Source organism: Bacteroides hominis (genome assembly GCF_033042785.2).
In the GTDB taxonomy this organism is placed as follows: Bacteria; Bacteroidota; Bacteroidia; order Bacteroidales; family Bacteroidaceae; genus Bacteroides; species Bacteroides hominis.
The window spans coordinates 3,234,076-3,258,027 of sequence record NZ_CP178829.1 but is presented as its reverse complement, the minus strand read 5'-3'; the positions used below and the strand labels follow the sequence as shown (position 1 = coordinate 3,258,027).

Genomic DNA, 23,952 nt, shown 5'->3' with positions numbered 1-23,952 from the left:
GAATATTTTATCGGGGATTAGGAACCAATCCCCGGTTAATGGCTTCTGCCGGAATTTGCAGAAGTTTTCTGGAATCTTCTTTTTCCAGTTGCCTGTAAAACTTATACTTCGATGTACGTTTGACCGATATATAAAAACGGCGAATGTCAAACCACCTCAGACCTTCGTGCAGGAATTCCTGTCTTCTAAAACCTAAAAAGATTTTTATCAGCGCCAACTGATTGATACTCATTCCATAGAATGGAGTATAAGTCTGGTAATTGTCGCTACTTGTCTGCGTATAAGCCGAACGGTTGCAAGAAGGGTACACTCCATACTTGGCAGATAAGTAGACCAACAAATCATCTATTGCTTTATCATACTCTCCAAGCATGGCATACGCTTCCATCCGGTTGAGCATAACTTCGTCGGTAGAGAATAAAACATTGGTAACATACAGCCCTCTGGGACGTATACCTGTATAACCGGATAATGACAGTTCATCGAATTTTGCTATATATTGTCCGTCGTCTATACGCCCATCATTATAGTTGAACAGAAAGTACGGCTGCATCTTCATTTTCCGGAAATTAAAACATCCGTCTATTCCGTGTTGATTATACACCTTTTCGGCACTTTGGGTTGTTACTCCATATTTTTCTGAGGGGATATTACGTGCTACTCTTGATTCTGTGGTAGTTAACAATAAATTGGCTGGTTCATCAACACTTGCATACCGAATATAGAGATACTTATTATTGGAGTTAAATTCCTTTTTATACTTCTGCCAGTTTCTTAAGACAGGCTTTGGATCGATACCAAGTACATAATCAGAATATGAGACCACCCGGTCCCATTCTCCCTTAATCAGATAAAAGCGCGAAGCAAAAGCATAGGCCGCTTTCTTATTGAAATGAAATTTAGGCTTGATGTAATAAGCATCATCCACCAACGAAAGACCCAGTTTCATATCTTTTTCAATCTTTTCATACACCTCCTTCACCGTTCCGCGCTCATAGTCTACCAGTGCATTTTTTTCAGGTCGACTTAAATAAGGTATGCCCGGGGCTGTTGCCGATTTGGCGGTTCCGTAAGGCTCGGCCCAGATATTTATCAACATGAAATGCAGATAAGCACGCAAGAGAAACGCTTCTCCATACAACGCTTTTACCCGATCGGTTTTAGGGTATTTACCGAGTAACTCTAATGCCTGATTGGCTTGAGCGATTCCGGCATAACATGCATTCCAATAATTCAGCGGAGTATCTAAATCTTCCTGATCGTAGTCTTCCCAATAATACATCGCTTCGTTCAACCGCGAATGAATGCCGTTTACCCTTTCTTCCACATTATCCGTACGTGCTTCCAGAAAAGCAAAATAACTGGCTTCGGGATAGGCTCCGGTAAGGAGCTCGGCTATTTTGTCCTCGCTGTCTATTTGTACATCAAGGGTAGAATCCGGATTTGTTTCCAGATAGTCCTGACACGCCGTCAGCAGAAGGATCATGATACTTAAAAAGATTGTCTTCTTCATTTTTGTCCAATTAAAATTCAACATTCAATGTCATCGTATATTGTTTGGGAGTAGGTAGTGAAACTCCCCCTGATCTATAAAACTCAGGGTCTTGCCCGTTTAGTTTCTTATCCGAATAGATCAGGAATGGATTCGTCACGTTTACCTTTACATTCATCTGCTTGATTTTGAGAAAGGAAAGGAATCTTTGAGGCAGACGATATCCCAACGAGATGTTTTTCATACGCACGAAACTGCCATCGGCCACCCTATTTTGTGAATAGTTATAGGTGTTATAAGCTTTTTCGATATTTTCTTTTCCGATATTCCGTATCAGATCCTGTGAAGGAATAACGGGAATATTTGTTTTCCACTCATCACCGGGGTTCAACCAACGGTTGTAGTACTCTTTGGAAAATACATTAAGGTCGGCAAATGCCGGATCAAACGACGGGTTCAGCCGAATCTTATTACCTGCTTGCATGGTAACGAAGCACGATAATTCCCAGTTTTTATACTTAAAGGTATTGGCAATACCTCCTATATAACTCGGTTCAATAGGTCCGTGGTAAATAAGGTACGACTTTGAATGCTGGGCATCCAGAAAGTCTGCTCCTGATATTTCACTGTTCACTCCCTTGTTGGAAGGATAAAGTCCGAAATCGAAAGTAGGCAGACCATCACTGTTAAGCCCCTGAAAATTGAAAGAAAACAGAGATCCACGTGGAAAACCGACAATGTTGCCACGTCCGGTTCCGGCCACCATATCGAAGGTGTTAGGAGTATTCAGCAACCGGGTAATCTTCTGTTTCATTCCGCTGATAGTAAATGTGGTAGACCAACTGAATTTCTCACTTAATATATTTTGGGTCTGTACCGCCAACTCCACTCCGCGCGTACGCATATCCCCGAAATTAGCATATTTGTAATACTGTCCTCCCACACCGGAAGTACGGATAAGATCTATCAGATCGAACGAATTGCGTTGGTACACATCAAATGTTGCACTAATGCGATTGTTGAACAGTCCAAGTTCAAGACCGAAGTTCAACTCATACATTTTTTCCCACGTCAGATCACGATTTTCCAAATGTAAAATACGCAACGCATTCTCCCTGTCTTTCAGAAGAGTACGGTTGACTATAAGATGGTTGAAAACCGCAGTAGAGTTAATAGCTTGTTCATTCATTTTGGCAGTTAGTCCATAACTTGCACGCAGGGCGAGTCTTGAAATGGTAGAGTATTTTTTCATATACTCCTCCTGATCCAGATTCCATTTGGCTCCGATATTCCAAGTCGGCAACCAGCGAGAACGACTATATTTACCCGCAGTGTTGGATCCTTCATAATTGAATACCCCATTGAAAATGTATTTTCCGGCATAACCGTAAGTAGCGCTACCCGATAGCGTCACTCCCCTTTCATAACGTTCGGTCAGAGAAAAATAGGTATCTCCTTCATTGGTCAACTTTTCAAAAACCAAGGGGTTGGAAAAGACCTGATTCCCTCTATCATACTGTATCCCATAACCTTGAAAGGGATTGATGCTGCGATCCGCATATCGTATTTCAGTAAATCCGAAAGCGCGTATATTATGCTCGCCCAGTTGCTTATTATAATCCAAAGCCAGACGTCCCAAATAACTTCGCAAAGAAGTTTCCGTTTTATTGAATATACCCCCATGTGTCAATGCCACCCGGGGCAGTTGCATCGGATCATCTTTATTCTTCAACAGATAAATGTTTTCCCGGGCTACATAGGGAGTCTCGTTGGCACGAAAAGCCTGTATCACATTAGATCCTTCAGTTATAAAATGCGAACTTTTGGTAACCGCATGACGTATCGTAGCCAATCCTTTTACTTCAATGTTGTTATTAAGCCTGTATGAGAGTTCGCCCTGCAATTTGAGATCCAACACTTCGGTTTTAAGGTAATTGTTTTCAAATTCATTCAGGATGTTGAACGGAGCCCAGTTGTTCCGATAGTACTCTCGCTCGCCATCCGCACTATGAGGACGTAAAGTGCGGCTCGTACTTAAAGCATAGCTAAAAGGATTAATATCGAAATCACGTTCGAATGTTCCGATAACAGTATTTTTACGTTGCGAAATCGTTCCCGGCGAGTTTTGGTTGCGCAGATTTCCTTGTGCGGATATAGTAACCTTTATCTTGTCTTCGTTCCAGTAGAAAGAGTTCTTGATATTGGCAGTAATCCTTTTAACATTGTCAGCCAGTGTCCATCCCCTGTCATCATAAAAGCCGATAGAAGCATACATAGCAGAATTCTCTCCTCCTCCGGAAAAAGTCACCGTATGTGTATGGATAGGCTTATATGTAAACAACTCTTTAAACCAATCAGTATTAGCATACTCTCTTGCGCGCATAAACGTCCGTTTAGCATCATTCGTATTCTCCAGATAATATCGCCCGGTAGTCGGATCAACTGTGTTGAGTGCTTTATACATTTGATAATACACTCCACTGCGACGCCCATATAGTGTATTTTGCAAAGAGAAATATCCCTTTCTGTCCATCTCCTGATAAATAGACATACTCTCCTGAGAATTGAGCAGATCGAAATTCGTATAGGAAGGAACAGAGCGCATGCTTAGTTCGTATGAATAAGAAAATCTGTTCGGCGAATTCCTTTGACCGGATCGAGTGGTGATTACGATCACTCCATTCAGTGCTCTGGCACCATAGATCGAAGTTGCCGAAGCATCTTTCAATACCTGTATATCTTCAATATCAGATGCATTCAGCCCAGCAACAGCCGAACTGATGAGGGTTACAGCATCACCCGAAGCCAGCTGGTCAAGTGTAAGCGAGACAAGATCTTCGTATACTGCTCCGTCTATAACCCATAGAGGCTGTACATTCCCCATTATGGAAGCACCGCCCCGTATATTGATCCGGGGTGCCGCACCGAAACTTCCTGTTACATTCTGTATGGAAAGTCCCGCGATACGTCCTTCGAGCATGCGCGATACATCCGATATACCGTTTAGCTTGATTTCATCCAGTTTTACCGAAGCTGCCGCCCCTGTAAAAACCCTGTTTTTAATCTGTTGATAGCCGGTGACCACCACTCCCTCTATCTCTTGTACATCGTCTTGAAGTATTATATTCATTATATCGGACGTGATTTTGACTACCCGGGTTTTCATTCCCACGAAACTCACTTTCAGCATCTGCCCTTTCCGAGCTTTAAGGGAGAACTTCCCTTCCACGTTTGTAATAACCCCTCGTGCTGTTCCTTCCACTACCACCGTAGCTCCCGGCAGAAATTCTCCAGTTGTAGAACGTACTGTACCTTTTATCTCTGCCGGCTCCTGTGCCAGACAAATCTGAGAAAAGATTGCCAGCAGCAAACTACTAATTACAATTTTTATAATCGATGTTGCATTCATTGTTATTTATTCTTTTTGTTGTTTATCACAATTGAATTTTAATATCAGAACTGTACATTAGCTCCTGCATAGATTCCAAAAGGATGTCCTGCTCTCAGACCCGCAGGATGGCGGGATGTAAGGTAAACCCTATTGGTCAGGTTGATCGCGTTTAACCTGAGCGTCAGATATTTATTTACAAGTACATTGACCGAAGCGTCGAGTATAAGGTTCGCCGGAACTTTCTCTCTCTCCGCAATTGTTCCCTGCCCGGGTGAGGTGCGCATGTCACTGTTATAGCGTGCACCTATATTTGCGTAGAACCATTTATATTCTATCCCCAATTGCATGTTCAGAGCGTGTTTGAAAATATAAGGTATTTCATCACCTCTAACTACATTACCCCATGAGTGGCTTTCGAACGAGTTCCTCATTTCCGTATCCGTATAAGTATATGATAACTGCAAAGGCAATCTTAGGCTACAAGTATGAGGCAGAGGCTGATATTGCACCAGAAACTCCGCACCTTTTACCCGGGCCTCTCCCACATTGAACTGCTCAAGCGTTCCGGATCCGCCCGAAGCGGCCAGATCGCTTCCCAGCATATTACTGTAATTGTTGTAGAAGCCTATTAGCTCTGCTTTGAATTTCCCGATAGAAACACGTGTGCCCAATTCCATATTCACACTGCTTTCAGGCTTTTGATATAATTCCGCGCTTGGAGGAGCAAACCCTTTGTGGACCCCGAAGAAAACAGAAGCGGCCGGAAGCAATTGATAGTGTACGCCTATTCCCGGAATCAGTACACGTGCATGGTTCGGGGTCTCAATACGTACTTTACCCGAACGCGCCAAATCTTCTTTCGTATAGTCTTTTTTCAATAAGTCTATGTCCTCGTATCGTAACCCGGCAGTAATAGTCCACACGTTATATCTTAATTTGGCAAGCAGGTAACTGGCTAAAGCGTTGGCAGAAGTAACACGGTTGGCATTTGTACCGTGAATACCTTCCATGAATAGTACCATCTTCTTATTTTTCATTGAGTAAGAGTCATCCCATTGAAAACGATCTTCCTCATCGGCATGATAACGAAGCCCGAACTCCAGGTCGAAGAAGAACTCTTTCACGTTGAAACGGTATTCAACTCTGGTTTGTATACCTCTGGAACGATAAGTTCTGTTATTGGCTCTTACCAATAAGGCCTCACCCTCCCGGTCTGTTTTTCCTGTTAGAATATCAAAATAGCGGATATTAGTTTCCGGGTCTATAAGTACATCGGCGACGGATATTTTCTCTTTCGAGGTGATTCCTGCACGCACATCATTTAGTTTGTACCAATTCCGGTGAAAATAGTTATAGTATGCGTTGGTAGTTACTTTCAATTTGTTGGAAAAAGTCAGAAGATAAGTAGCAACCCACTGCTGATGATCAGTTTTAAGTTTATCCATTTGCGAACCTGCATACCGGAGAAAAGGGGTTTTCTTAAAATCATCTGCGGAAAGCCCCACATAAGTTTCATCCGAATTTTCGCCTGCATATCCGAATTTCAGTTCCAAAGCATGATTCACTCCCCTTACTTTATCCGTTTTTACCACCATTTTGGCTATAATGTCATTTCTTTTAAATCCTTCGGCTGCATAATCTTCGTATCTCTTGAAACCATCCGATTGATAACGCAGATATTCCACCATATATCCAAAATGTTTCCAGTTACTCCCGATAGCTGCATGAGATTTAAACGTATTCTTACTTCCGTAAGAAATGTTTGCTTTACCGGAAAAGTTGTTCGGAATAGGAGTCGATACCAGATTAACGGCTCCTCCCGTAGTGAACGGGCCGTATTGTACCTGACTACTACCTTTCAGTACCTCAATAGCTTCCATTCGGGCAACATTGGGAAAATAATAAGCCGCCGGAGCAGAATAAGGAGCCGGTGCCGCCAGTACACCGTCCTCCATAATAGAGATACGCTCACTTCGCTCGGCCTTCGTTCCTCTCAAACTAATGTTCGGACGAAGCCCGAAACCGTCCTCTTCATACATATTAACTCCCGGGACGGCTTTCAGCATGCGGTTGATATCCGTATATCCAAGCTTGCGAATTTCCTCGGGCGAGATATAATATGCCGAGCCTGTACGGTTTCTTGCTTTAAACTTGCTTCCAAGTATTTGTTGGGATGATACTACTACCTCTTGTAACTGGTAGATGGAGTCACTCTTCACCTGCTGTTCCTGTGAGTATATAGCTGAATATCCCAAAGAAAAGAGGATGATAAATAAAGGTTTTCTATTTGTCATATTAATAAAATTGTAACACTGTCAGGGGGCTTCTATTTGATTTACCTCCACAAGAGATGCGCTTTGCAGAAATCAAGCTACGAATAGCGGTATAACCTGCTTACTTAACACCCATATCGACTCTTTTAGAAAAGCTGTAGTGCCTGCATGGATAGGAAAAAAAGGAAAGCAAAACTCTAATGTTTGTTAGGGTATAGAAACTGTATTCCTTAATATAGTTTAGTTGTTTGTTTAATTACAGCGGCAAAGATAAAGACACTAAATTTAACCCACAATCACTATATTTAGGTATTTGCACCAAATCGAAATTTTTCCTAACATTACATAAAACAGATTGCTTACACACAGAGTATGAGCATGATATGGCATTAAACTTATAAAGTTACCAAAGGAGTAAGATAACAGTCCATTAAGTAATATTTATGTGTTCCACCGGATCCCGGCAAATTAAACTTGCAGTTAAAGCCGGCTTTTATCAGTCATCCCTCAAACAGGATGTCAGGAGTATGTCATGAGAACAAGTTTTGTATCATTTCTCACAGTATAGTTCTTAACTGCATTCTTATTTTCCAGTGACACTTTTCGACTTCAGAATTAATATATCCGAATGGAGCAAAGCACTAAAAAAGCCCAAAGACTTAAAGTGATCAAAAGTATTTAAATGAAACAGGAAATTGAAACCGAAGCCATCAAGAAACCCAAGCAAAGAAAGAGTTTACCCCCCCAACTAACTGTATTACAAAATATCACTAAAATAAAAAGACCGGAATAGAATAAGCATCTAATCCAGCCTTTATATGATTTTCCGGTATATATATCAGTAACCCAAATCGGAAGCATCGATCCGTTTACTTTCTGTTCTCAATTTACTGGGAGTCATTCCAAATAATCTCTTACAGTAAGAAGTGAAATGAGCTTGTGAATTGAAATCAAAATCCATTGCGATCTCTTGAAAAGGAATATCAGACTCACTTATTTTTTCTCTGATCAACTCCGCTTTCTTTTTTTGCATCCATTGGTAAGGACTTTCTTTAAAACAATCCCGGAACTTACGATTAAAAGAGCGCTCAGAAGTACAGTACAAACCTGCAAATTCCTTCACACTCTTTACTTTCCTATAATTATCCATTACAAAATCTTCAAAATGTCCTGCATGACCTAAGATAGAAGAAAAAAAAGTAAATAATTCTTTCTTCGTATAATACCCTCTCAAAACCAACAAGACCTCTTGCTGTTTGATAAGATGCATATGTTTACATTGCATTTTGGCATATAAATATGCAACGATGGAATCCAAAACAGCCAGTAAAGGAGCTCTTATAGGAAGTACACACATCTCTTCTTTCTTTTTCTCATAAGAAGAGAGAGAATTTATATAAACTTTATCACACACTCTAATGTCTTTATTCCAAAACAACAAGAGACATTTTGCATCATATATGACTTCGATTTTATTATCCACATGCTGTGGGATAAGAAGCATTTCATCTTTCTCAACATGTACATTCTGATATTCACCACTATCGATAGACACCTCTCCATCAAGGAGGAAAAAAATACAAGGAGAAGCACTATTATCTATTTGACTTACATTATCTTTTTCTAAATTATAACAAACAAAACCTGTATTAACATCTACTTGATAGTTCATGCATGACAGATGTTCTTTAAAATAAAGTAATTTCATAATATTATTTTATTAAACATACAAAATTAAACTATTAGCGGCTATTTATCACAAAATAAAATTTTACACAAATCCACCAACTATCTCTACATTTATTCATAAGATAATCTTTTTAAGCATTTCTTTTTATGAAGTTTAAAGAGTTACCTACTCTTAAGCCAGATGATGATTAATTCTTTAACATTCTATTATTTCTTCGAATCTTTTCATTCTACATCAAAACAACGGAACAAAAAAGGCAACAAAAACAAAATTGTTCTTGCCGCCTTTATGTTTTATGAAAAATTAATATAGCTCATTATTCTTCATTTGTTAACCAACCCCAGTAATCTGAATTCGTCACTCTCTCAATAGACACTTTTCTATCACCCATTCTGACTTTATCCGGACCTGAAGCCGGCACCGAACTGGCATGATACCCGACTCCACGCCATTTCAACATATGCTGAGGCACTTGTCGTTTCAACAACGCTCGATACACAGCTTTTGCACGACGTTTTGACAAATCCATATTATAATTATCACCTCCTCTTGCGTCTGTATATCCGGTTATCAAGAAATTGTTATCCGGATAGCTTTTCAACAGATCTGCAATTTTATCCAAAGTGAGTTCAGACTCGGAAGTAACCACATCCTTATCAAACGCAAAATGAATGTTATCGAACAGATCGCAGATATGACTTTCTACCACAGTCGGTACTTCAACTCTCTTTTCAACAATCCGTTCTACAATCCTATCAACCGGACGATCTATGTACTGTACAACCGGTATGGGACGTTTTGTACTTCCACCCCAACGGAACATAACACGCATCGAAGCCTGAACAAAGCGCGTTTGATTTTTATCGACAGGCATTATGTATTCTCCCTGTAATCCTATTCCCCAATGATCGTTAAACCAAGCTTGTACCCCGGCTCCAAAGGATAAGGGGAAATAGGATTGTTTAGATCCTATTGTCTCTTTATTCCAAGGATTTGATGACGTCCATTCTGCTTCTCCTATAGGATCATTCCCAAACTTACCCGCATTAATTGCATGAAAATCATGATGAAGGTAGTTAACACCTATACGTAAATAAGGTTCTACATATTTTGATTTAAACAATGGAGTAAATCGAAATTGAAGTCCCGGACCGGCCATATACATGAAATCGTATTTACGCCCGCCTGTTTCAACTTGATTTCTTGCTAAACCCAATGTTCCCTGCAAATCAATGTAAAACCAGGGGTTCAGTTCACGAGCAGCATACAGTTGGATACCACCAAAAAGATGATCGATATTCATCCGATACAAATAGTCACCATCTATTTGGCGGAAATCGGAGAAGGTCACTCTATCCCAGTTGATAAGAGCCCCACCAGCCCCCACCTCCCAAGCTTTGGTTCTATATTCCGGTCTCTCCACTTTATCGTTTTGAGCATAAGTATAGAAGGGAAAGACAGTAAAAGCCAATGCTCCTATAAAAAGTCTATTTATTATTACACTGAAATTCATCTTGCTTATATTTTATTTATCTTTATAAGTTACACTAATTGCAGGCATATTTTTATATGTATTTTCAACATAATATGTACCATCATCTACTTTCTTCTTGAGAATTCCTAAAGATACAGAGTTAGAGTAGATAAAAGCACTATTCGCCCCCACTGAATAGATTGTAGCTCCCAGATACGGACTAAGGGCAGCATATTCAGGTTTATTATAACTTGACTTATTATGCTCGCTTGTAGCTGTTTGCACTCCCAACGGAGAGGTATATGTAAACTTAACATAACAAAGTAGAAGTCCCTTCGCTTCTTCCGGGGTATAATATTCAGGTTCAATGTAATCTATGCCGTTCGGTTTCACTGTTTTTACCAATTTACTCTTAGATATGATATTGAAATCAATAGTCGAAAAGTCAAACTCCCCCTGAGCTCGATTTAAGAATACATCATCTCCACTTTCAGCAGATGCCTTAGTCAAAACTAATGTTTTAAGTGTAGGAGGTATCTGGTAAGGTGCCATTTTACATACTCCATTCCAATAAATCTTTTCTCCATAATAAGGGGTATCTTTTACTATTGAGAAATAGTTATCTTTTCCATCCCAAAAGTCAGCTATTCCATTTTTTATATCAGCAAGGTTCTCTTTAACATATCTATTAGGATTAATAGACATTGATGTACTGCTCATATTAGGTGTAGAACTTTCTATTTTTTTCGTTTTATCAAGAGATGTCGGATCTTCCGGATTTGTAACCTGGTATGCCGTAAACCCGGCATTTACATTAGGTAAATAGCTGGGAAGAGTTTTCCATTCCGCACCAGGATCTGTCTTTCTTTCTACTCTAAACTGCAGGTTATGTTCAAAATCAAGATATGGAGAGGTGGCAATATAAATCATTCTAATCTGCATTCTGTTAGGGACATAAGTGTTTTCTGCAGATTCCTTTGTCACATTATTAATAGTTACCTCCTTAACTTTTCCCCATCGAGCATCCACATCATCAATCTGAGGAAGATCTTCTTTCGGAATAATAAACTCCCCCTCCTCATTGGCTGTGTAGGTTTTAGTCGGATCCAAGCCGGGGATTCCCTTAACTACAGCCTTTGGGGCCTTATTACCAGATTCATCATACACACGATAAGCTACTCCTCCATCGGTTGTACGGACATACTCGCCAAATTCTTGCTGCGAATAAAGCGCAATTACGTTAGGTACTCCTTTAATAATAGTAACTTCAGCACCCGGTTTGCCTGGAATACCGGGTTTTCCATCCTTACCGTCCGCACCATCTTTGCCATCCGCACCTCTCAAAAACTCCCAAAAATCACTCAAAGAGGTTTTACCACAATCCCAATCCAAAGACGGATTATGGGGATCTTTCACTTTAGGCCCAGTATTATTACAACCGGCCTCAACACTCTCTACCCACAATTCATAAGCGCTCTTTCCGTTAGCACCATCCTTTCCATTGCTACCATCCTTTCCATCGGCACCATCTTTTCCATTAGTACCATCTTTTCCATCAGCACCATCTTTTCCATTAGTACCGTCCTTTCCATTAGTACCGTCTTTGCCATCAACACCATCTTTACCATATGCACGAATACCGGTATCTTTCCCATTAATATACCAGTTTCCATTAGTACCGATCATTACCTCTGGCGATCTTCCATCTTTACCTATCGCAGCCTTTCCGGTATCTTTCCCATTGATTACCCAGTTTCCATTTTCTCCAATTGTAATAGTAGGTGTTGCTCCCGCAACTCCTTCTTCACCTCTGGAGGGTCTTCCTGTATCTACCCCATCAATCAGCCAGTTACCATTATCCCCAATCGTAACAATCGGTGGAACAGCATCTTCACCATTTCGTCCGTCCCTGCCCTGTGCGCGTATTCCAGTGTCCTTATTACCAATCCACCAATTCATATTATCTCCGATATGAGGTGTCTGGCCATTCTCACCACTCGCTCCTGTCAGATAATACCAAAAATCTCTAAGATTATTTTGAGATACGGGCCATTTACTTCCCGGACGGTGAGGATTATCTAAAGTACCTGTAGCTACATCCTCTCTCCAAAGTTCAAAAGCATTTTTTCCATCCAGACCGTCTTTACCTTTTAAGTACTTAAAAAAATCAGTTATCTCAGTCTCTTGTTTAGGCCAGGATATCACTCCATTCTCTACATTCTCTTTCCAGAATTCGTAAGCCGACATTCCTCTATCACCTTTAGGACCTTTGGGCATCGTAATATCCACTTCTGTGCAAGCCCACCCTAAAATAATGGTTAAGATATAAACCATTAAATGTAATAATTTAGCATTGTTCATTTTGTTTATCAATAAAATGTATAAAATAATTATATAAACGACAGTTGACAATACAGATATGGGGATAAAAAGTCATATTATCAGAACCGCGTTTAATAAGTACGTACTTTCTGATGCAAAAGTAATATCTTATAAACTCTTATATTTATATAAAAAAGAACACTATTTATATGTATCAGACAATTTCAGAATACCGGCACTATAATTGGCTAACTATTAAATAGCCGCAATGCATCCTGAGGAAAACAGAAGTAACATAAATCTCTATACAACAAATAAATACAATCTATAGGCAAACTATTACTTCCTATAAACCGACGAAAACAACATATGATTTCCATCCCCGGAAGTTATATCATAAAGCCCTTTTAGGGAAAATATAAAGGAGCTGTCGTCGCTAACAGAAATCAGTCAAATGAAGCAATACCCCCTATTTATACTATTCTGATAGAATTGGGTGGTTTGTTATATACCAGAAGAAAACATGAAAAAGGCACACGACCAATAATGTCAGAATAAAAGATAAAAACGATTAATGCAAGGCAAACTGAAACTGGTAGATAAAATCCTAAGAAATGAGGATTGCCCGCTCTGGAAACATGGTCTACCTTTGCCGCAAATTCTAAAAATATGATAAGAAAACTATTTTTCCTCCTACCCTTTTCCACAATGGTTTCAGCTAATGAACCCGATACGGTATTGGTTAAGCCTATCAATCTGGATGAAGTAACGATAGTAGGTTTTAAACAGAACAGTCCCAATCGTGAACCACTTTCTATTTCTACCTTGGATAATCGCTTCCTTAAAGAAAATGAAATATCGGGAGCTAAAGACTTAAGCTCCTTACTGCCTAATTTCTATATGCCCGATTATGGATCTAAACAAAACTCTCCGGTTTATATCCGAGGCATAGGAGCAAAAAAAGATGCTCCATCGGTGGGGTTTTATGTCGATGGAATTCCCCATTTTGAAACCTCAGCTTTCGATGTTGACTTGTCGGACATAAGTAGTATAGAGGTGCTTCGCGGCCCACAAGGCACTCTCTACGGACGTAACTCCATCGGTGGAATTATCAATATATACACCCATTCACCCCTTGATTATCAAGGTACACGTTTTCGGTTAGGATATGGCAGTTACAATGATATTCGATTGATGGCTTCAAACCATACAAAGGTAAACGAACAACTGGGCTTATCCATTAGCGGCAATTACCACCACAATGATGGCTTTTTTACAAACCTGTATACCCATAAGAAAGCGGACAAGCTTGATAATGGAGCAGGACGAATCGGACTGATATGGAAACCTGCAGCCCATTGGACCACCCGTTTCATAACTTCCTACGAGTATTCGAATCAGGGAGGATATCCATACGGATTGTACAATGCCGATAACGGAACAACAGAAGCCGTAAACTACAATGATGAAGGACTGTATCGACGAAATCTGTTGACTTCCGGGGTTAATGTACGCTACGATGGTTCCCGCATTAGTTTCAACAGCCAAACCTCCTATCAGTATATACAAGATAAAATGGGGATTGATCAAGATTTCTCGCCCCGCAATATATTCTACGGGCAAAACCGGATACGACAGCATATGTATTGCCAGGAATTTACAGCAAAATCTGTCAATAACAGTCGTTATCACTGGATAACGGGGCTTTTTGCTTTCCGGCAAACGGTAGATAGGAAAGTTGACCTCAGTCGTTTTACAGATACCACCCGGCATCTTACTAATAGTGAGATCCCCACTCAAGGGATTGCTTTTTATCATCAATCCACACTCGATCTGTTCCAAGGTTTGTCCTGCTCTGTGGGTTTACGTTACGATTATGAACAGGCCCGATGCGATTTTTCCAAAGTGCAACAGCCGTTGGATGGTAAGGGAGAAACAAAATCTCTCGGACAATTCGACAGATCCCTTCACTTCAGCCAGTTTACTCCCAAGTTCAGCTTGCAATATCTCTCATCCCACAATCAATTGCTTTACGCTTCCGTATCCAGAGGATATAAAACCGGAGGATTTAATGTTTCTTTCCTCAACGATGACGAGTATATCTATTCACCCGAATATAACTGGAACTACGAAATAGGCGCCAAGCTATCTTTCCTGAATGGTCGACTGACAACCGACTTAGGATTGTTCTATATAGATTGGCGCAACCAGCAGATAACCAATACTATTCCGGCTGTAGGTAATATAATCCGAAACGCCGGTCGCTCTCGCAATAAAGGCGTCGAAATAAGTTTGCAGGCTCGTCCGGTAAATTCATTGGTCGTACATATGAATTATGGATATACAGATGCCCGATTTGTTCACTATAAGAAAGAAGAACGTGGCACCCTAAAAGATTATGGGGGTAATTACCTGCCTATGGTCCCCTGTCACACCTTCTCTTTAACAGCCGGATATACATTCTACAACATCTGCTCCTGGATCGACCGCCTTACACTCAATGGTGGCGTATCGGCAACAGGCCCAATCTATTGGTACGAAGACAACCAAGCCAAACAAAACCTGTATGCACTGGTCAATCTGAAAATTGGTGCGAGTAAAGGAAACTTTACGTGGGAAGTCTGGAGCAAAAACCTCACCAATACCGACTATCTGAGCTACTACTTCGTGACAAGCAAAGCCTATGCGCAAAAAGGAAAACCCATCACCCTGGGGACATCTGTCAGCGTCCGTCTTTAATCAAGCAACATCAAAAAATGGAAATAAACAGATTTTTCCCACTATCCCAGAAGACACTGAACCTTGGTACGTTTTTCTGTCTATATATCGCACAGGCCATCCCGATGAGTTTCTTCTCTACTGCCATACAAGTATTGATGAGACAGGCTGATTACTCTCTTTCGTCCATCGCCTTATTACAGCTTATCAAACTTCCATGGATATTGAAGTTTCTTTGGGCACCACTCATCGACCGGCATTGCATCACCATGAAAGACTATAAACGCTGTATCATTTCATCCGAAATAGTATATGCTTTACTGATCCTTTTAGTAGGGCTACTCGACATCCAGACAGACCTTTACCTCATTATCGGATTGGTGTTTCTATCACTTGTAGCTTCAGCTACACAAGATATAGCCACAGACACACTTGCTGTACTTTCTTTTGACAAGCGGGATAAAAGTTTGGTCAACAGTATGCAATCAATGGGTAGCTTCGGAGGTACATTAATAGGAACGGGCGTGCTGCTTCTTGTTCTCCAACACTATGGCTGGCATGCAGTGATACCGTGCTTATGCATTTTCGTACTATTGGCAGTTATCCCGTTACTGAAGAATAAGCGCATGAAAATGACTGTCAAGGAATCTGCAAAGCGAGCACGACTTACCGATTTTATATGGTTCTTTGCCCGCCGCAGTATCTGGAAACAAATAGGATTCCTACTACTTTACTACGCCAGCATTATCGGCATTTTATCGGTACTGCGTTCTTACCTGGTTGATCTGGACTATTCAATGAAAGAGATAGGCATTATGATAGGCATCGTAGGTACCGGAGCCGCTTTCGCATCATCTTTTCTGGCCGGATTACTGGTTCGCAAAATCGGACGATATTATTCCAGAATACTATTCGCGATATTCATTCTGTTTACCACACTCTATTTTATGTGTATTTCGTGGACGCCTCCCTCACTCCCAATGCTCTGTTTGGGCATCGTACTATTGTGGAGTGCCTACGGTATGGCAACCATTGTGGTATATACCACTGCCATGGATTGTGTACGCAAAGGATGCGAAGGAACTGATTTTACCATTCAAACTGTACTCACACACCTAAGTGGTCTGCTTATGGCCTTTCTTAGCGGAGTGGTGGCCGACAGGGTTGGTTATCACGGTCTATTTATCTTCGAAGTCGTATTGGCTTCCATATCGCTGATCTATATCTTTTGTTTCTTCAGAAAAGAATCTCAAACTATTCATTCTTAACACATATGTATACTGAAATAATCAATAAATACAATGTACCGGTACCCCGATACACCAGTTATCCACCGGCCAATTATTTTGAACCGTTTACCAACAGCCGCTACCTGGAGGCTGTGCAGCAATCGAACAAGGTTTCAGAACGTGCGTTATCGTTTTATCTGCATATCCCGTTCTGTCGACACTTGTGTCACTATTGCGGATGCAACTCATATCCTATGGCACGTCCCGAAGTCATTGAATCCTATGTAAAGGCCTTGCATCAGGAGATGGATCAAATTCTTCCTTTGTTGGACAAGAGCCGCCCGATCGCACAAATACATTATGGAGGCGGAAGCCCCACAGCCATTCCTATAGCCTTGATCAAAGAGCTGAATGCTCACCTATTATCATCATTCCGGATGATCGATCGTCCGGAAATAGCCATTGAATGCCATCCCGGATATCTTTCTGAGAAAGATTGGCTACAGTTAACCGAATGTGGTTTCAACCGTGTCAGTATTGGCGTGCAAGACTTTAACATCGAAGTCCTGAAAACAGTGAATCGCCGCCCTTCCTTAGTAGCGATGGAAGATATCTTTGCTCTGCTACGCGAAAGGGGGGTAAGCATCAACCTTGACTTTCTTTATGGCTTGCCCAAGCAAACAGTAGAAAGCTTTGCCCGTAGTATAGAGCAAGCCATTTCCTTATCACCCGACAGACTGGTCACATTCAGTTACGCCCACGTGCCTTGGATCAATAAACGACAGTTGATTCTGGAGAAATCAGGTCTACCCGATAATCGTGAAAAACGGAATATGTTTGACACTGCTGCCAAGCTATTGCTTGAATCCGGTTATCAATCTATCGGAATGGATCACTTTGTACGCCCAAACGATGAACTGAGTATCGCCATGCAAACCAAAAAATTACACCGCAACTTTCAGGGTTATTGTACCCGACGCACTACTGCACAGGTATATGGCTTGGGCGTAACTGCTATCAGCCAACTCGAATCGGCCTATGCTCAAAACACGAAAGATATTCTCCACTACATCGAGACTATCGGCAAAGGCGAACTATGTATTACCAAAGGCTACGCCCTTTCTCCAACCGAGCAATTAACCAGAGAAGTGATTGAAACCTTAATGTGCAATGGATGCATCGATTGGAAAGCTCTGTCAAACCGTTTGCACGTATCAGTACCGACTCTAAAAGCCGCTACAGCCTATGATGAACAGAAACTGTCGGTCTTTGCCAATGACGGGCTGATTTACTATACTGATGACTATCTTGAGATGACAACCGAAGGTTCGGCATTTGTACGCAACGTAGCCGCTTCACTTGACAAGCTTATGCTCCATACCCCACACTCATATTCAAAACCTTTGTAAAAATGAACCAACCAGAAACAAAAAATTATCGTTTGCGAGACACGATTATCATTGGTGCAGGTCTCACCGGACTGACTATCGCCTATTACCTCACTCGCAAGGGATGTGATGTCGAAGTAATCGAACAACAATCCCGCACGGGCGGTCAGATATGTACCTACCACGAAAGTGGCTTCACCTTCGAAAGCGGACCGAATACCGGTATAATCTCTCACCCTGAAGTAGCCGAACTTCTCGAGGCACTCTCTCCAATCTGCCGTTTAGAAACAGCCCGCGAAGCTTCCAAACAACGTCTTATATGGAAAGGTAATCGTTTTCACCCTCTCCCCTCGGGACTGTTCAATGCAATTACCACACCGTTGTTCAGTACAAAAGATAAATTAAATATCCTATGCGAACCTTTCCGCTCAAGAGGAAACAATCCTGACGAAACCATTGGCGAACTGGTACAACGTCGCTTGGGCACGTCTTATCTGCATTATGCGGTAGACCCGTTCATTTCGGGTGTCTATGCCGGTGACCCCATGCGGTTGGTCACCCGTCACGCCCTCCCTAAGCTTTATCAGCTTGAACAGACCTATGGCAGCTTCATTCGCGGTGGCATTGCAAAATCGTTTTCACCCCGAAACCAACGCGATCGACTGGCCACACGAAAAGTTTTCTCTACCCATGGAGGCCTCAGTAATCTGACAGGAGCATTGGAACAGGCCATTGGAAATAAACGATTCTCATTGGGAGCCACCTCAACATCCCTGATACCTTGTGAGCGTGGTTGGTTGGTTTGCTTTACAGATGCCAACGGAAAGGTCGATCAAATTCGTTGTCGGAAGGTGATAACCACCATACCTGCCTATGCCCTGCCTCCACTTCTTCCTTTTATCCCCACCGAACAAATAAACCGGATTAGCAATCTTGCCTATGCTCCCGTTATGCAAGTCTGTGTGGGTCTGCGTAATACTTATGGAAAAGAGTTCCCTGCCTTTGGGGGATTGGTTCCTTCCTGTGAACAAAAATCTGTTTTAGGTATTTTGTTTCCATCGGCTTGCTTCAGCAACCGTTCTCCAAAGGATGGCGCCTTGTATTCATATTTCCTGGGCGGAACAAGGCATCCCGAACTCCTGACAAAAAGCAATGACGAAATTACCACGTTAATTGGCACTACCATGCACGAGATGCTGAATTATCCTGTTGGAATAGTACCCGATCTGATACGCATCTTCCGGCATGAAAAAGCCATTCCCCAATACGAAAGCAGCAGCGCCGACAGGTTTACCACAATTAACGAACTACAAAAGCAATATCCCGGATTGGTATTGGCAGGAAATCTCAAAGGAGGAATCGGTATGGCCGACCGCATCAAACAAGCTGTCGAGATTGCCCGCGAAAAATAAACCTTTCTTATCGCCTACCTATATTTACAAACAGTCTGAAAAAACACCTATCAATCCTTACGACACTACTTAAAAGAAAGGATTGGGAAAGATGAAATTCATTTTCCCAATCCTTTTAAAGGTATTTATCAATACCATAATAATAACCTTTAGAGCCTCTTTAACTTTTTGACAGGAACATCAGATTTTCTTTCCTATGTAGAACACATACCCATAATATTCCTTATACTTATAGTAAAGTTGGGTCTCATGACGCTGGTTGGCAATAAAATCCACAGCAGCTTTATTACCGGCATATTTTTTCAGAAAATTCTCCTGGGCTTCTACTTGTGGAGTATAAAAATGTTCTATCCAACAGTTTTCAGGTAAAATAAAACAGGCAACAGGGATATACCCGGCCCTTTGCATTTGGGCAACCTTATTGGGAATAGTATCTATCTCAGGATAAGCATCCATCCAGAAATCATTAATCTCGGCAGGCCGTTTATCAGTAAACCAGGAAACTTCTGAGACAGCGATATAGCCCCCTATTTTCAAATATTGCCACCACTCTTTCAGCCCATGCTGAAAACCTATATTATAAATTGCTCCTTCGGACCAGATCAAGTCCAACTCTTCTCTACTGAATGGAAGATTGTCCATTGAACCTACAATTCCCTTTACCCGATCTTGTAAGCTCAACTGACTGGCATGGTAGTTGAAAATGTCTATAAAAGCAGGAAACAAATCTAAACCTATGATTTGTCCGGATGTATGCCCGGCTAATGTCATTGTCTGAGTGCCTGTACCACAACCAAGATCAGCTATACGAGAATTTTCGTTCAGATCCTCAATAAAACTAAGAGCTTTAATGGTCACTTCAGGACTGCCAGGCCCCTGTCGTTTTATACTTGAGAAATATTCGCAGATTAAATCGAAATCGAATTCGTGAATTGATTTATTATCGTTATTCATGATGCTTTAATTTATTAATGTATATATATGAAAATATCTCAGACAAAAAATATGCCTGAGCCAGAATTGCAGCATAACCTCAAACTTACGTTTAAAAGGTTATTTACTTCACGGAATCCTTCTTAAGTTTAAACATCCAAACTTTTTTAGTAGAACGCAAAGATAACCACAATTTTTATTATGACAACAGTTGGAACAAGTTTATCTTATAAGTGTTTTCAAACCATCTGGTAAACATAATGCAATAATACTTTTTAATCCGTAATAAAGGTAATAAAAGCTGTAATCCATATCCTATATCAACGAACAAAACCGACTATTTTTGCATTTGAATCAAAAAGGCAAAAACAACTGAATGATCAGTCTAATGCCGGTAAATGTGTAATCTAATAATATATGATTATGGAATATGTAAAACTGAACAATGGCATTGAAATGCCGATTTTAGGGTACGGAGTATATCAAGTAACTCCCGAAGAGTGTGAAAGATGCGTATCAGATGCTATCAGTGTAGGGTATCGGCTGATCGATACAGCCCAAGCCTATGGAAACGAAGAAGGCGTGGGAAATGCCATCCGAAAATCAAACATTCCCCGCAAAGATCTATTTATCACTACGAAAGTTTGGATATCGAATGCAGGCTACGAAAAAGCAAAGGCATCTATTGAGGAATCTCTGCAAAAATTGCAAACCGACTATATCGATTTGCTTTTGATTCACCAACCTTTCAATGATTATTATGGCACTTATCGCGCCATGGAGGAAGCAAACAAAACAGGTAAAGTGCGAGCTATCGGAGTCAGCAATTTCTATCCTGACCGCTTTGTCGATCTGGCAGAATTCTGCGAGATAAAGCCAGCGGTGAATCAAATGGAAACCCATGTATTCAATCAACAAAGAAAACTACAGGAAGTCATGCAGGAATACGGCACAGAACTAATGGCTTGGGGACCGTTTGCCGAAGGTCGAAATGATTTTTTCACCAACGGGACTTTGGCCGCCATTGGTGTCAAATATGGAAAGTCGGTTGCACAAGTTGCTCTACGTTTCTTAATTCAGCGTGGCATAGTAGTAATACCCAAGTCTACACATAAAGAACGTATGATTGAGAATTTCAATGTCTTTGACTTCAGTTTGACAGAAAGAGAAATGACGGTTATAGCCGCACTTGACAATGAAAAAAGTCTATTCTTCTCACATTATGATCCGGAAATGGTAAAATGGCTGATTAACTATGTGAAATAGCTGCAAAGTATATATCTGTATCTACACTTGACGATTGACATTATACAAGCAATATCCTCAGATCCTGATCAGAAAATCGTAGAAAGTCCATTTTGACTAACTATTCATTTTTCAAAAAACAGCGAAACAGGAATGAATCGGCAAGTAAGATGCAAATATTCCGCATATTTATAGGATGAAAGCCGGAAGTCGTTAACAAGAAGTTAACATCGTAAAAATAAAGAACGAACTTCTTATCAAGAGAAAATTAATATCCTGAAAACAGAAAGTTAACTTTCTGTTTTCAGGATATTAATTTCAGAAAGCAAAACAAGGTCAAGTCGTGAGAAAAATGATAAACCGAACCAAAAAAAGGCAATTTTCTTCCAGAATTCAACTATAGATGAACATCTGGAGAATAGCATTTTGGAACCATTCCGCTATTTCAGCATTCAATTTTATTACAACATTCGTCAATTTCCCTTCATCGTGGGCACAATATTTCCCAAATGCAAAACGCATGAATTATGCTATTGCAAAATCCACGCGTTTTTATTCTATTTGTCATCGTCAGTCCGTAAAGAAACGTCTCTCCGCATTTCTAAAATACAAAATGACAGATTACTTTTCCGATATTCCCAAAGTCAATCCGCGGCGAGGATGGAATTTCATAAGTCTCTTCGTTACAACCATACGTGTTGTTCCCTCTCCTCCTCCGTTTTCCGATACACCACTCATTGTTTTCAATGCTACACTCAGCAATGTCTCATTCGTATTACCAAAAGGCAGATAAGTGCTTAAATAAGAATCCTCGTTATATTCATATGCAGGTTTGAAACCGTTGACATAATCCGATTTTTCTTGTACGTTGAATACATTACATACAGCTAAATTCAGGATGAACCGATCCGTAGGATGAACAAAAGGCTCTGTAGCAACATATTCTCCCGCAGTTTGAGTTCCTATCAATATCACCTTCATATAAGGGTTAAGGCAATTGATAACCATCTCCGCAGCCCCTCTCGTAGCATTGGTAGTCAATACATAAACAGTAGATAAGTTGAGATTTGCACCCGACTGGATAAGTTCCGGATTGAACGTCAGATCCTGATTCGATTCTACACGTTTATCATTATACCTCAATAAAGCAAGCAATTGATTCATTTTATCAGCCGGTGCAAGCATAGTGCAGAGCAGCTGTACACAATCTAAACTGCCACCGGTGTTATATCGGAGATCTAACACAAACTCATTTACACCATCTGTCTGGAATTTCCGGAAAACTTTCCGTAAATCGTCATTATAGGCCTGGCTATCCGCTGTTGATCCCGCTTTAAACTCATTGTACATCAGGTACCCAACCGTTTTTCCATCCCAAGGGATAACATCGAAATAATGGACAGGCTTATCGGTCAAAGAACGTGAAGCAGATATCGTTGTGTCCCCTATCGGTACGACACTACCAGTTGTTTTGCCATCTTCCCCAACTACCTCTTTATATACACCTATTTGAAGCGTCCGGACACCTCCTTGTTGCAATTCCGGCTCTACCTTTTTGGTGATATAATCTCCATCCAGCATCATAATCCAATGCCCACGCTTCAATCCGGCCTCTTCGGCCGGTGACCCTGGAACAACATAAGAAATCAGAGCATTATAAGCCGTATCGTTATCAAGCACTTTGTATAAGCTATAGTCGAAGCCATAGCTTGGGATAGGCTCGTCAAGCAGAGAGTCAATATTACTGAAGCCCTTATCCATGGAAGCAACAGCCTTTTTTAGAAATTCTGCCGGCTCCTGAAAGTAATCCGGAGCGGCAGGTGAAGGCATGTCTTTATACCATAAATACTCCTGACGCATCACACTATCTATCCAAATGTCACGTCCCGTCTCCGGATAATATTCCGGCCAGCGGTCTACACCACAGGAAAAAAGACTTGTCAGTATAAGGGTTCCCAATAAGGGAAGTATCAATAGTTTTCCTCTTTTCATAATCTATCGGCAATCATAATCTGCGCAAATGTAGTGAATACTTAGCTTTCATACCACTATTACGATATAAAAAAGATATAAAGGAGTTTCGAAAAAAGTACCCTTCTTATCACACCAGATATAGAAGGGTACTACACACAAACAAAACAAATAGTAATCCCTATCTTCACAGACGGGAATTATTGAGACTCCTCTTTAAGTTTCCGTTATACAAATTTTATTGGTAAGACTGAACTCCCTTCTTTTTATTGATATAATATTCTTCTAAAGAATAAAACCAATCAGCCTCTTTTAGAAATACCTCTTATATCAATCATTGATATAAGAGGTATGAAAGAAACGAAATATTACTACTATCTTCACAGACCATAGTCAACATAGTAAAGTTTAGTG

General features: G+C 40.8%; 13 protein-coding genes. 5 read left to right on the top strand and 8 right to left on the bottom strand.

The window, feature by feature from the left end; all coding sequences use genetic code 11:
* Positions 1-7: 7 nt before the first annotated feature.
* The 6 genes from R3O62_RS13570 to R3O62_RS13545 all read right to left on the bottom strand — a co-directional run bounded on the left by R3O62_RS13570 (position 8) and on the right by R3O62_RS13545 (position 12,681).
* Entirely contained in the window at positions 8-1,513 is a 1,506-nt protein-coding gene (locus tag R3O62_RS13570; RefSeq protein ID WP_022012194.1) for a RagB/SusD family nutrient uptake outer membrane protein, read from the bottom strand.
* Positions 1,514-1,523: 10 nt separating this feature from the next.
* The gene (locus R3O62_RS13565; RefSeq protein ID WP_022012195.1) at positions 1,524-4,901 is read right to left on the bottom strand and encodes a SusC/RagA family TonB-linked outer membrane protein; all 3,378 of its coding nucleotides are present in this window, start codon (positions 4,899-4,901) and stop codon (positions 1,524-1,526) included.
* Positions 4,902-4,945: 44 nt separating this feature from the next.
* Positions 4,946-7,177: a TonB-dependent receptor family protein gene (locus R3O62_RS13560; protein WP_317472866.1), complete on the bottom strand. Its 2,232-nt coding sequence runs from the start codon at positions 7,175-7,177 to the stop codon at positions 4,946-4,948.
* Between the two features lie 817 nt (positions 7,178-7,994).
* Positions 7,995-8,864, bottom strand: coding sequence for a helix-turn-helix domain-containing protein (locus R3O62_RS13555; RefSeq protein ID WP_005808729.1), 870 nt, complete (start codon positions 8,862-8,864; stop codon positions 7,995-7,997).
* 298 nt (positions 8,865-9,162) lie between these two features.
* Positions 9,163-10,359: an OmpA family protein gene (locus R3O62_RS13550; RefSeq protein WP_250709820.1), complete on the bottom strand. Its 1,197-nt coding sequence runs from the start codon at positions 10,357-10,359 to the stop codon at positions 9,163-9,165.
* Between the two features lie 12 nt (positions 10,360-10,371).
* Positions 10,372-12,681, bottom strand: a complete 2,310-nt coding sequence (locus R3O62_RS13545; protein ID WP_412717784.1) for a hypothetical protein — start codon at positions 12,679-12,681, stop codon at positions 10,372-10,374.
* Between the two features lie 630 nt (positions 12,682-13,311).
* Here R3O62_RS13545 and R3O62_RS13540 point away from each other — a divergent pair.
* From R3O62_RS13540 to hemG, 4 genes are read left to right on the top strand one after another with little or no spacing between them, the layout of a single operon-like run.
* A complete protein-coding gene (locus R3O62_RS13540; RefSeq protein ID WP_032530253.1) occupies positions 13,312-15,381 on the top strand; it encodes a TonB-dependent receptor in 2,070 nt (689 codons plus the stop codon).
* A gap of 17 nt (positions 15,382-15,398) precedes the next feature.
* Positions 15,399-16,628, top strand: coding sequence for an MFS transporter (locus R3O62_RS13535; RefSeq protein WP_022012200.1), 1,230 nt, complete (start codon positions 15,399-15,401; stop codon positions 16,626-16,628).
* Between the two features lie 5 nt (positions 16,629-16,633).
* Entirely contained in the window at positions 16,634-17,998 is a 1,365-nt protein-coding gene (hemN, locus tag R3O62_RS13530) for an oxygen-independent coproporphyrinogen III oxidase (RefSeq protein WP_032530252.1), read from the top strand.
* A gap of 2 nt (positions 17,999-18,000) precedes the next feature.
* Positions 18,001-19,389, top strand: coding sequence for a protoporphyrinogen oxidase (gene hemG / locus R3O62_RS13525; RefSeq protein WP_234190788.1), 1,389 nt, complete (start codon positions 18,001-18,003; stop codon positions 19,387-19,389).
* A gap of 180 nt (positions 19,390-19,569) precedes the next feature.
* On the opposite strand, the gene R3O62_RS13520 is transcribed toward hemG, so the two are convergent.
* Positions 19,570-20,343, bottom strand: a complete 774-nt coding sequence (locus tag R3O62_RS13520) for a class I SAM-dependent methyltransferase (RefSeq protein ID WP_005776720.1) — start codon at positions 20,341-20,343, stop codon at positions 19,570-19,572.
* A gap of 402 nt (positions 20,344-20,745) precedes the next feature.
* Here R3O62_RS13520 and R3O62_RS13515 point away from each other — a divergent pair, with 402 nt between their 5' ends.
* Positions 20,746-21,588 carry an aldo/keto reductase gene (locus tag R3O62_RS13515; RefSeq protein ID WP_005776719.1) on the top strand — a complete coding sequence of 281 codons (843 nt, stop codon included), beginning with the start codon at positions 20,746-20,748 and terminating at the stop codon, positions 21,586-21,588.
* A 600-nt stretch (positions 21,589-22,188) separates the two neighbouring features.
* Here the strand turns inward: R3O62_RS13515 and R3O62_RS13510 are convergent.
* A complete protein-coding gene (locus tag R3O62_RS13510) occupies positions 22,189-23,559 on the bottom strand; it encodes a S41 family peptidase (RefSeq protein ID WP_005808750.1) in 1,371 nt (456 codons plus the stop codon).
* Positions 23,560-23,952: the final 393 nt, after the last annotated feature.